Origin of the sequence: Serratia sp. AXJ-M (genome assembly GCF_046531865.1) — a bacterium.
Taxonomy (GTDB): domain Bacteria; phylum Pseudomonadota; class Gammaproteobacteria; order Enterobacterales; family Enterobacteriaceae; genus Serratia; species Serratia liquefaciens.
Window position 1 is genome coordinate 4,945,936 of the sequence record NZ_CP059394.1, and the last position, 11,736, is coordinate 4,957,671.

The 11,736-nt window shown below is 56.2% G+C and carries 11 protein-coding genes; 7 read left to right on the plus strand and 4 right to left on the minus strand.

All coding sequences use genetic code 11. The features are described 5' to 3' along the window. Nucleotides 1-19: 19 nt before the first annotated feature. Nucleotides 20-1,390 (minus strand): two-component system sensor histidine kinase EnvZ, encoded by a 1,371-nt coding sequence (gene envZ, locus H0S68_RS23130; protein ID WP_046372472.1) that lies wholly within the window; start codon nucleotides 1,388-1,390, stop codon nucleotides 20-22. Beyond that, entirely contained in the window at nucleotides 1,387-2,106 is a 720-nt protein-coding gene (ompR, locus tag H0S68_RS23135) for a two-component system response regulator OmpR (protein WP_004709363.1), read from the minus strand. The genes envZ and ompR overlap by 4 nt, the downstream gene beginning before the upstream one ends. Before the next feature lie 416 nt (nucleotides 2,107-2,522). Here ompR and greB point away from each other — a divergent pair, with 416 nt between their 5' ends. The 5 genes from greB to H0S68_RS23160 all read left to right on the plus strand — a co-directional run bounded on the left by greB (nucleotide 2,523) and on the right by H0S68_RS23160 (nucleotide 8,978). Next, entirely contained in the window at nucleotides 2,523-2,996 is a 474-nt protein-coding gene (gene greB, locus H0S68_RS23140; protein WP_201895927.1) for a transcription elongation factor GreB, read from the plus strand. Between the two features lie 157 nt (nucleotides 2,997-3,153). Further along, nucleotides 3,154-5,484, plus strand: coding sequence for a Tex family protein (locus H0S68_RS23145; protein WP_201895926.1), 2,331 nt, complete (start codon nucleotides 3,154-3,156; stop codon nucleotides 5,482-5,484). A gap of 646 nt (nucleotides 5,485-6,130) precedes the next feature. After that, complete coding sequence (feoA, locus tag H0S68_RS23150) at nucleotides 6,131-6,349, plus strand: ferrous iron transporter A (protein ID WP_020837362.1); 219 nt, start codon at nucleotides 6,131-6,133, stop codon at nucleotides 6,347-6,349. A 71-nt stretch (nucleotides 6,350-6,420) separates the two neighbouring features. After that, nucleotides 6,421-8,736, plus strand: coding sequence for a Fe(2+) transporter permease subunit FeoB (feoB, locus tag H0S68_RS23155; protein ID WP_129982636.1), 2,316 nt, complete (start codon nucleotides 6,421-6,423; stop codon nucleotides 8,734-8,736). After that, a complete protein-coding gene (locus tag H0S68_RS23160) occupies nucleotides 8,736-8,978 on the plus strand; it encodes a FeoC-like transcriptional regulator (RefSeq protein WP_044554790.1) in 243 nt (80 codons plus the stop codon). The genes feoB and H0S68_RS23160 overlap by 1 nt, the downstream gene beginning before the upstream one ends. Nucleotides 8,979-9,015: 37 nt before the next feature. Here the strand turns inward: H0S68_RS23160 and H0S68_RS23165 are convergent, their stop codons facing one another. Together H0S68_RS23165 and bioH are read right to left on the minus strand one after the other, a co-directional pair. After that, nucleotides 9,016-9,300 (minus strand): YdgH/BhsA/McbA-like domain containing protein, encoded by a 285-nt coding sequence (locus H0S68_RS23165; RefSeq protein WP_046372469.1) that lies wholly within the window; start codon nucleotides 9,298-9,300, stop codon nucleotides 9,016-9,018. Nucleotides 9,301-9,560: 260 nt separating this feature from the next. Continuing rightward, the gene (gene bioH / locus H0S68_RS23170; RefSeq protein ID WP_198640137.1) at nucleotides 9,561-10,337 is read right to left on the minus strand and encodes a pimeloyl-ACP methyl ester esterase BioH; all 777 of its coding nucleotides are present in this window, start codon (nucleotides 10,335-10,337) and stop codon (nucleotides 9,561-9,563) included. A 42-nt stretch (nucleotides 10,338-10,379) separates the two neighbouring features. Here bioH and gntX point away from each other — a divergent pair, with 42 nt between their 5' ends. Further along, on the plus strand, nucleotides 10,380-11,063 hold the full coding sequence (gene gntX, locus H0S68_RS23175; protein WP_149573917.1) for a DNA utilization protein GntX: 684 nt from the start codon (nucleotides 10,380-10,382) through the stop codon (nucleotides 11,061-11,063). A 67-nt stretch (nucleotides 11,064-11,130) separates the two neighbouring features. After that, nucleotides 11,131-11,706, plus strand: coding sequence for a Fe-S biogenesis protein NfuA (gene nfuA, locus H0S68_RS23180; RefSeq protein ID WP_006328556.1), 576 nt, complete (start codon nucleotides 11,131-11,133; stop codon nucleotides 11,704-11,706). Nucleotides 11,707-11,736 lie beyond the last annotated feature (30 nt).

Consider the following 11,736-nt stretch of genomic DNA (forward strand, 5'->3'; position numbering starts at 1 on the left):
CGGCCCCCAGATAAAAAGATTACGCGCTGTCCTTCGGGTTCTGATGCCCATTGCCCGACTCTTTTTTCTCCATCGGTAACGGAATATAAGCCCGAATCAACAGCCCACCGCGTTCGCTGGTGCCGATATCCAGTGCGCCATGATGCCCATCGATAATACGCTGTACGATAGCCAGGCCCAACCCGGTCCCGCTGGTACTGCGCGCGCTGTCACCACGAACAAATGGCTGCAACAGATGCTTCAGCTCTTCCGGTTTAATGCCCGGGCCGTCGTCTTCCACCTGGAACCAGCCGCGCTGCAGCTCACGGCCGCTGCTGACTTTGATCCAACCGTTGCCGTAACGCGCCGCATTCACCACCATATTCACTGCCGCACGCTTGATCGACAACGGATGCACATTCATCATCAGTTCGCCCGGCGCCAAAGCGGTTTCAATCACCCGCTCATAGCCACTCTCGGCAGCCACCACTTCGCCAAGAATGCTATTCAAATCGCTGATTTCTGTCTGCATCTCCTGGCCGGTGCGCAGATAATCAATAAACTGCTCAATGATGTCGTTGCACTCTTCAATATCTTTATTGATCGACTCCGCCAGGTAGCCGTCTTCGGCACTCATCATCTCGGTCGCCAGACGGATACGCGTCAGTGGCGTACGCAGGTCGTGGCTCACCCCGGCCATCAGCAATGTGCGGTCGTCCGCCAGCTGCTTGACGCCCGACGCCATCTGATTAAAGGCCCGCGTTACCGAACGGACTTCCGATGCGCCATACTCACGCAGCGGCGGTGGAATGATGCCCTTGCCCACCTGCAAAGCGGCATGCTCAAGCTCCACCAGCGGGCGGTTCTGAATACGGATAAACAGCCAGGCGCCACCTATGGCCAACAGCATAATCGCCAGGGTATAGCGGAACAGCGGCGAGAAATCGCCCTGGTGAATTTCAGTCAGCGGAACACGCACCCAGATATCCGGTTGCAGCCAGGTTTTCAGCCACACCACCGGTGAGTTTTTGTTTACTTCCACCCGCACGTCGGTGGGCCCGCCGAGCTGCTGCGCCATTTGCTGGCTGAGGAATTGGTAGTGCTGCGCCCAGCGCAGACCGCTCTCTTCCGCCGCAGAATTGGTGTAGAGAGAAATGCCCAGTTCGCGATAGATTTCGCGACGGAACGCCGGCGGTACTTCCAGCAAAGTACCATCCTCCAGCTGCAGCCGGTCGGTCATCAGCATACGAACTTCGTAGGCCAACACCTTATTGAACTGCTGCAGGCTGGGCAGGATGGCGAAGTTCAGCACCACCAGATAGGTCGTCACCAGGCTGACGAACAGCAAGGTGACGATCAATAGCAGGGTTCGGGCAAACGAGCTACGCGGTGAAAAGCGCAATCGTCTCATGCCTTGCTGCCGTCCGGGACGAAGACGTAGCCAAGACCCCAAACGGTCTGGATGTAGCGTGGATGCGCAGGATCTTCCTCAACCATGCGACGCAAACGAGAAATTTGCACGTCGATGGAGCGTTCCATGGCGCTGTATTCACGGCCGCGGGCCAGGTTCATCAGCTTATCGCGCGAAAGCGGTTCGCGAGGATGGCTCACCAGCGCCTTCAGCACTGCGAATTCGCCGCTGGTCAACGGCATAGGCTCGTCTTCGCGGAACATTTCGCGGGTGCCGAGGTTCAGTTTGAATTTACCAAAGGCGATCACCGCCTCTTCCTGTGAAGGAGCGCCCGGCAGTTCATTGGCCTGACGGCGCAACACCGCACGGATGCGGGCCAGCAATTCACGCGGGTTGAAGGGTTTTGGGATGTAATCGTCAGCGCCGATTTCCAGGCCAACGATACGGTCGACTTCTTCACCTTTGGCGGTCACCATAATGATCGGCATAGGGTTGCTTTGGCTGCGCAGACGGCGGCAGATGGAAAGACCATCTTCGCCCGGCAACATCAGGTCAAGCACCATCAGGTGGAATGATTCACGAGTCAGCAAGCGATCCATTTGCTCAGCGTTGGCTACGCTGCGAACCTGAAAACCCTGTTCGGTTAAATAACGCTCTAAAAGCGCACGCAGGCGCATGTCATCATCGACGACCAGAATCTTATGATTCTCTTGCATTGTATTACTCCCAAAGGCTTTATTGCCTGACGTGAATATTGTTAAAAAACCCTGTCATTTCGGACAGCGTTTAATGGTATATATTCTAGACGAAATTGTTACAAAGCTTATTCTTTTGCCCATTTATCAACAATTTTCATCAAAATGCCCGCGACGATTCACCAAAATCCCGATGCGCATAGGTTAAATTTAGAAGCACTGCGTCTTTTGGCTGGCGGCATACCCGACGGCTGATTCGGCAGTGTAACTCAGGCGGGGCGATAAGAAACGCCAGCACCGGCAATTTTGCGCGTGGCCGATGATTAACGCTCATTGGATTGTGCAACAGCAGCCTACAGCCCGATGCAAGTTTGTGCGACACTTTGCCAACGTAATGACGTCCTTCCCTTTGATATGTCCCTAAAGGCGGAACCACGATGAGAACGCAGCTGATAACCCGCGAAGGTTACGACAAGCTAAAGCAGGAATTAGACTTTCTCTGGCGCGAAGATCGGCCAGAGGTCACCAAAAAAGTGACCTGGGCAGCCAGCCTCGGCGACAGAAGTGAAAATGCCGATTATCAGTACAACAAAAAACGGCTGCGGGAAATCGATCGCCGCGTACGCTACCTGACCAAATGCCTCGAGCAATTAAAGATTGTCGATTACTCCCCGCAGCAGGAAGGCAAAGTGTTTTTCGGTGCCTGGGTGGTAGTGGAAAACGAGGACGGCGACACTAAACGCTTTCGCATCGTCGGCTATGACGAGATTTTTGGCCGCCGAGACTACATCTCCATCGATTCGCCCATGGCCCGCGCGCTGCTTAAAAAAGAAGTGGGTGATACCGCCACCGTTAATACGCCAGTCGGCGATGCCCTGTGGTATGTGAATGAGATCGAGTACGTAAAATAAGATTTCAGTTTTTTCCGAGCGACCGCCCGCCGCCGCAGTACAGGCCGCTTTACGCGCTATGACTGTCGAGTGGCGGCCCGCTCCACTGGCATTTTCCCCGCGCAATCCGTATAACTGTCCCCCTGTTTACCAACCGTTCTCAACAGATACCAGACTTATGAATGACCCACTGAGCCGCATTATTGCAACAGAACTGCAGGCCCGGCCGGAGCAAGTTGACTCCGCCATCCGTCTGCTGGATGAAGGTAATACCGTGCCCTTTATTGCACGCTATCGTAAGGAAGTCACCGGGGGTCTGGACGATACCCAACTGCGCCAGCTGGAAACCCGCCTGGGTTATCTGCGTGAACTGGAAGACCGCCGTCAGACCATCCTTAAATCGATCGACGAGCAGGGCAAACTGACCGAACAGCTGGCGACGGCGATCACCGCCACGCAAAGCAAAACCGAACTCGAAGACCTCTACCTGCCTTACAAACCGAAGCGCCGCACCCGTGGCCAGATCGCGATTGAAGCCGGTCTGGAGCCTCTGGCGGACACGCTGTGGCAGGATCCTCAGCAACAACCGGAACAGTTGGCCGAAGGTTACGTTAATGCAGACAAGGGCGTAGCGGACGTAAAAGCCGCCCTCGACGGCGCGCGTTATATCCTGATGGAGCGCTTCGCCGAAGACGCCGCATTACTGGCCAAGGTCCGTAACTACCTGTGGAAACATGCGCACCTGGTGTCCAAAGTAGTGGAAGGCAAGGAAGAAGCCGGGGCCAAGTTCCGCGACTATTTCGATCATCATGAACCCATTGCCCAGGTGCCATCGCACCGTGCGTTGGCCATGTTCCGCGGCCGTAACGAAGGCGTACTGCAGCTGGCGCTGAATGCCGATCCGCAGTTTGAAGAAGCCCCACGCGAAAGCCAGGCGGAGCAGATCATCATCAGCCACCTGGATCTGCGCCTGAATGATGCTCCGGCGGACGCCTGGCGCAAAGCGGTGGTCAACTGGACCTGGCGTATCAAGGTGCTGCTGCATCTGGAAACCGAGCTGATGAGCACGGTGCGCGAACGCGCGGAAGATGAAGCGATCAACGTCTTTGCCCGTAACATGCATGACCTGCTGATGGCGGCCCCGGCCGGTATGCGCGCCACCATGGGGCTGGATCCGGGCCTGCGTACCGGGGTCAAAGTGGCGGTAGTCGATGCTACCGGCAAGCTGGTCGCCACCGACACCGTGTACCCGCACACCGGTCAGGCTGCTAAAGCCGCCGCCATCGTCGCCGCACTGTGCATCAAGCATAAAGTGGAGCTGGTCGCCATCGGCAACGGCACCGCATCGCGCGAGACCGAACGTTTTTACCTCGACCTGCAACAGCAGTTCAGCGAAGTCAAAGCACAAAAGGTGATCGTCAGCGAAGCCGGCGCTTCGGTGTACTCCGCTTCCGAACTGGCGGCGCTGGAATTCCCTAACCTCGACGTCTCGCTGCGCGGTGCGGTATCCATCGCACGTCGTCTGCAGGATCCGCTGGCCGAGCTGGTCAAAATCGATCCGAAATCCATCGGCGTCGGCCAGTATCAGCATGACGTCAGCCAAAGCCAACTGGCGAAAAAACTCGACTCCGTGGTCGAAGACTGCGTGAACGCCGTCGGTGTGGATCTGAATACCGCCTCGGTGCCGCTGCTGACCCGCGTAGCCGGCCTGACGCGCATGATGGCGCAGAATATCGTCACCTGGCGTGACGAAAATGGCCGCTTCAGCAACCGCGAACAGCTGCTGAAAGTCAGTCGCTTGGGGCCGAAAGCCTTTGAACAGTGCGCCGGCTTCTTGCGTATCAACCACGGCGACAACCCACTGGACGCCTCGACCGTTCACCCGGAAACCTACCCGGTAGTCGAACGCATTCTGGCCGCAACTCGTCAGGCTCTGCAGGATCTGATGGGTAACCCGGCGGCGGTGCGCAGCCTGAAGGCCAGCGACTTTACCGACGAGAAGTTCGGTGTGCCGACGGTGACCGACATCCTGAAGGAGCTGGAGAAGCCGGGCCGCGATCCGCGTCCGGAATTCAAAACCGCAACCTTTGCCGAAGGGGTGGAAACCCTCAACGACCTGCAGCCGGGAATGATCCTGGAAGGTTCGGTCACCAACGTCACCAACTTCGGTGCCTTTGTTGATATCGGCGTGCATCAGGATGGGCTGGTGCATATCTCCTCGCTGGCGGACAAGTTTGTCGAAGATCCGCACACCGTGGTGAAAGCCGGTGACATCGTCAAAGTGAAGGTGATGGAAGTGGACCTGCAACGTAAACGCATTGCATTGAGCATGCGTCTGGACGAGCAACCGGGTGAAGGTTCCCCACGGCGCGGTGGCAATTCAGCGCCGGCCAAGGACAACACCTCGCGACCGCAGGCCAATAAGTCCAAACCGCGTGGCGCTAACACCTCGGCAGGCAACAGCGCCATGGGTGACGCACTGGCGGCGGCCTTTGGCAGAAAGTCGTAGTCAGGCGGCCAGCAGAAAACGCATGAGGCACAGGGAGGGGGTTAACCCCTCCCTTTTCCGCTAAATACCCTCATCATTTTTTGACCCGCCTCAATAAACCCGCATTTTTATTCGCTGCCGCCGACAGCCCTGATAATTCCGGTTTTAAGCCTGAAAGCCACGCTAAAGAGCCATTTATTAACATCTCTATTAACATTAAATTCTCATTCCGGTATTTCTCAGCGAAACACAAATGCTTAGCGCTCGTATTCAGCCGGCAATATGTTGCCTAATAAATACCGATATTGACGTCACCGAATCAAAGCTGTCGAATCTGTCACTACTTTTTTCAAACCGGAAAAATTCACTACAAATACGTAACTGATTTAACTCACCATTCGCATTTGCACCCCACCAGGCTGGGTGATAAAAATAGCGCTGCCAGGCAATTGCATTCTCTAAATGTGATCGCCACAACCTTTGGTTACCAATACCCCTATTTTTTGTATTGAATACGATAATTATTCTCACTATTATTATTTTGCGTGTTCACTGCATTGCCTCATGGATTGAAAGCGTCGGCAGCCCGTGGTTTTTATCTCGGGACTGCCATTGGAACGTTCTTTTATCATCACCAGCCCAATAGCCTGGGCTTAGAGAAGGTTACATGCATCTTCTGCCTAAACGGTCTTATAAGATCGCCGGCTTCGCCAATGAAATCGGCCCGGCTTATCGCCAAAAACTTTTATCCCTCGGCATGCTGCCGGGCTCGTCTTTTGAAGTAGTACGCGTCGCGCCATTGGGTGACCCCATAGAAATAAAAACCCGCCGCGTCAGCCTGGTGCTGCGCAGGAAAGATCTGGCCCTGATCCTGCTCGACGGCTAGTCCTGAGCCGCCTTGCTTTGGCCATGCATCTTGCCTGGCCCAACTTCCATTGACTGATATCACGCTAAATTATGAAAAAACTCACTATTGGCTTAATAGGCAACCCCAACTCCGGTAAAACTACGCTGTTCAACCAGCTGACCGGGGCACGCCAGCGGGTCGGTAACTGGGCGGGCGTGACGGTAGAACGCAAAGAAGGCCTGTTCACCACGCCGCAATCACAGGTCAAACTGGTCGATCTGCCCGGCACCTACTCCCTGACCACCATCTCGGAGCAAACCTCACTCGACGAACAAATTGCCTGCCACTACATTCTGAGCGGCGATGCCGATTTGCTGATCAACGTGGTCGATGCTTCCAATCTGGAACGCAATCTATACCTGACGCTGCAACTGCTGGAGCTGGGCATCCCCTGCATTGTCGCGCTGAATATGTTGGATATCGCCAAAAGCCAAAAAATTAATATCGATATCGCGGCACTGTCGGCGCGTCTCGGCTGTCCGGTGGTGCCGATGGTGTCCACCAAAGCCGACGGCATTGGCGTGCTGAAGCAGATGATCGACAACCATCAGTTCAACGAATTAAAAGCGCTGGTGAACTACCCGCCGCTGCTGCTCAAGGAAATGACCACGCTGAGCGACGCCATGCCGCAGACCCTGCCAAGCGAACAACGTCGCTGGCTGGCGCTGCAGATGCTGGAAGGCGATATCTACAGCCACCAGCTTGCCGGCCCTGCGGCGGCCTTGCTGCCGGCGGCCAAACAGGCGCTGCAGCGGCAACAGCAGGAAGATCCTGCATTGGTGATTGCCGATGCGCGTTATCAGTCAATCGCCACCCTGTGCGATGCCGTGAGCAATTCACAACAGGCCATGCCGAACCGTCTGACCGAAGCGCTGGATAAAGTGATCCTCAACCGCTGGTTAGGGGTGCCCATCTTCCTGCTGGTGATGTATTTGATGTTCCTGCTGGCCATCAACCTCGGCGGCGCACTGCAGCCGATCTTCGATATCGGGTCGGCGGCAATCTTTATTCAGGGTATTCAATGGCTGGGCTATACCCTGCACTTCCCTGAATGGTTGACCATTTTCCTGGCGCAGGGGGTCGGTGGTGGTATCAACACCGTGCTGCCGCTGGTGCCGCAAATCGGCATGATGTACCTGTTCCTGTCGTTCCTCGAAGACTCCGGCTATATGGCGCGTGCGGCGTTCGTGATGGACCGCCTGATGCAGGCGCTCGGGTTGCCCGGCAAGTCTTTCGTGCCGCTGATCGTCGGCTTCGGCTGTAACGTGCCTTCGATCATGGGCGCACGTACGCTGGATGCGCAGCGCGAACGCCTGATTACCATCATGATGGCGCCCTTCATGTCCTGCGGGGCTCGGCTGGCGATCTTCGCCGTGTTTGCCGCTGCTTTCTTTGGCCAGGACGGCGCAGGCGTGGTGTTCTCTTTGTATATGCTGGGTATTGTGGTGGCAATCCTCACCGGTCTGGTATTGAAGTACACCATCATGCGCGGTGAAGCTTCCCCCTTCGTGATGGAGCTGCCGGTTTACCACGTGCCACACCTGAAAAGCCTGCTGCTGCAAACCTGGCAGCGCCTGAAAGGCTTTGTGCTGCGTGCCGGTAAGGTGATTGTGGTTGCCAGCATCTTTATTGGCGGCCTGAACAGCTTTTCGTTCAGCGGCAAGCCGGTAGATAACATTAATGACTCGGCGCTGGCGTCGGTGTCCAAAGTATTGACGCCGCTGCTTAAACCGATGGGCGTGCACAGTGACAACTGGCAGGCTACCGTCGGCCTGGTGACCGGGGCCATGGCGAAAGAAGTGGTGGTCGGTACGCTAAATACCCTGTACACCGCCGAACATATCAACAGCACCGAATTTGATGCCGCCAACTTTAACCTGCTGGATGAACTGGGTGGCGCATTGGACACCACCTGGCAAGGGCTGAAAGACACCTTCAGCCTGAGCGTACTGTCCAACCCGATTGAGGCCAGCAAGGGCGATGGGGAAATGGACGTCGGCTCAATGGGCGTTATGAGCAGCAAATTCGGCTCCGGGGTTTCCGCCTACAGCTACCTGATCTTTGTTTTGCTGTACGTCCCTTGCGTCTCGGTGATGGGGGCAATTGCCCGCGAATCCAGCCGCGGCTGGATGACCTTCTCCATTCTCTGGGGGCTGAACGTGGCCTACTCGCTGGCCACGCTGTTTTATCAGATTGCCACCTTCAGCCAGCATCCGCAGTACAGTCTGGCGGCGATCGCCATCGTGGTGTTGTTCAATCTGCTGATTCTGTTCGGCCTGCGCCGGGCACGTAGTCGGGTCACGGTACGCCTGAGCAACGCCACCCAGGCAACCTGCTGTCAGGGCGCCAAGGGCAACTGCCACTGATGGCCGGCCTGCTGCAGATCCGCGACGCATTGGCGCTGCACGGTAGCGTGCAAGCGCTTCAGCTTAGCCGTCAGCTGGCGGCTCCGCTGCCGCTGGTGCAGGCAATGCTGGAGCGTTTGGTCGCAATGGGGAAAGTGGAGCGCATCGAGCAGGATAACAGCGCCTGCCTGAGCGGCAGCTGCAAAAGCTGTCCGGAAGGCAAAGCGTGCAGCAGTACGGTGATATATCGGTTAAAACACTGAGAGGTGGGGCGCGGCACGAGGCGCGCCCCCTTCTTGATTATTGCTTGTCTTTGTACACTTCGGCGATAGCACTGAACTTGCCGTGCTCACGGCCTGCCAGGATCACGTAATATTGTCCGCCTTTTTCATCAGCCAGTTTGGACAGTTCTTCTTTTGCATCCATCGGCGATGTGGTTTGTGCGGTGGTAGTTACCGTACCGATCTTCTCATATTTACCCGGATTCTTATCCAGGTCTTCCTTGGTCAGCAAGGTTGCCGCCAGGGTGCTGAAAGACACGGAACCCACAACTAACGCTGCAACAATCATTTTCAAAGATTTCATTACCATACCTCTCAAGGGATAATTTATTTGTTATGAAAGCCGTCCAGAGTAAATGCGCGATAACACTGGCTGCCGTGACATCTTCGGACCTCGTTGCTTTCCCTGACGAGACCGTTTTCCCAGAGACGAAACGCCGAATGAAAATACGCACGCGTTTTTTCATTGTGCAGCCAACGCAGTTACCCACCTAAGTATTGAACAGGTTTATTTTTTATCCACTAAGCGGCTCTTTTTTTAGCGCTTTATTGTGCGATTTTGGGTCAGATCCCATTTTCTGCCACAAAAGTGCCAATAATTTCTGCAAATTCATCAGGGTGGGAAATGAATGGTGCATGAGCTGCTTTTGCAATGATGATTGATGGCGAGTTTGGCCACTTGGCATCAAGCAGTTCTGCCACCTTACGCGGCACCAAACCGTCCAGATAACCGTAAACCCGCAACAGCGGCAACGGCAGCTTGGCCAGTGGCTGGCGCAAATCGGCCGTTCGCAGTATTTCCAGCCCACCGTTTAATACCTCAACGCTTGGCATCGGTTGGTTAAGCACCACCGATTTCAGCAGGCGGGCATCTTGCCGCGCGCTTTCCGTTCCCAGCGTCTGCAATGCCAGAAAACGCTCTACGGTACGCTGAAAATCCTGCCCCAGCTGATGCTGGAAACCGCTCAACACCTCCGGACGGATCCCCGGCCAGTCATCCTGAGCGGCAAAACAGGGTGATGAAGCCACGGTGATCAACCCGCTCACCCGTTGCGGCTGCAACAGCGCAATCTGGCTGGCCACCAGCCCGCCCAGCGACCAGCCCAGCCACCAGGCCTGCGTCGGTGCCGCGGCCATCACGGTTTCCGCCATCTGTTCAAGTGACATAGGGCCAAACCCCTGGCTACGGCCATAGCCCGGCAGGTCGACCAGATGCAGGCGGAAATGCGGCGTCAGCCGCTCAATCATGCAATGCCACACTTCGGCATTCAGCCCCCAGCCGTGGAGCAGCACAAGATCGCGATCGCCTTCACCTATTGTTTGCCAGTACAACGCACTCATCCGTTATTGTCCTTTCATTCTCATCCGTCAGGGAGGACGGTTATGCTATCAATCCATAGCCGCTGTTGGCTATGCCGACAGTCGCTGCGTCTTTATGGTCAGGGGATCTGCAGCTACTGCCTGCGTCACATGCCCGCCAAACCTTTGTGCTGCCCGCGCTGCGGCCTGCCCGCCGGCGATGCCAGATTGCCCTGTGGCCGCTGCCTGCAACAGCCGCCCCCCTGGCAGGCGCTGGTGTTCGTCAATGACTACGCCGCGCCGCTGCGCCAGTTGATAAAAAAGTTCAAGTTTCAGCACACGCCGGAACTGGCCCCGCTGCTGGCGCGGCTAATCCTGCTGAACTGGCAACAGGCGCATCGAGAGCAATATCTGAACAGACCCGATATCATTTTAGCGGTACCCTTACAGGCAAAACGTTGCTGGCGGCGCGGCTATAATCAGAGCGATCTGCTGGCACGGCCGCTGGCCCACTGGTTAGGGTGCGATTACCGCCCCGCCGCCCTGAGCCGGGTGCGTAAAACGGCTCCGCAGCAACGGCTATCGGCCCGCGCGCGGCGGCGCAATTTGCGTGGTGCGTTTCGTTGCCATGAAGCCATGGCGGGCCGACACGTCGCGCTGCTGGATGATGTGGTGACGACCGGCAGTACGGTCATGGAAATCGCCAAGTTGTTGCAGCAGCAGGGAGCCGCATCGATCCAGATCTGGTGCGTTTGCCGCACGTTGTAGTACCAGGGCAATGGGCGTATTATAACCTAGTATTAAAGTCAACTATTTGAACTAACGAGCTAATGCCATGATTCGTATAACAGATACTGCACAGGAACACTTTGCCAAACTGCTGGCAAACCAAGAGGAAGGCACCCAAATCCGCGTATTCGTGATCAACCCGGGTACGCCTACGGCCGAATGCGGTGTCTCTTATTGCCCGCCGGACGCCGTTGAAGCGACAGATACCGAGCTGAAGTTCGAAAAGCTGTCCGCCTATATCGACGAGCTGAGCAAACCGTATCTGGAAGATGCCGAAATCGACTTCGTCACCGACCAACTGGGCTCGCAGCTGACGCTGAAAGCGCCAAACGCCAAAATGCGCAAGGTAGACGACAATGCGCCGCTGATGGAGCGTGTTGAATACGTGCTGCAGTCGCAGATCAACCCACAGCTGGCTGGCCACGGCGGCCGTGTGACCCTGATGGAAATCACCGACGATAGCCTGGCTATCCTGCAGTTTGGCGGCGGTTGTAACGGTTGTTCAATGGTCGATGTGACCCTGAAGGAAGGCATCGAGAAAGAGCTGCTGCAGAAGTTCCCTGAACTGAAAGGCGTGCGCGATTTGACCGAGCACCAGCGCGGCGAGCACTCTTACTACTGATACCCTTCTTACTTGAAGTTGCAGCGTTGT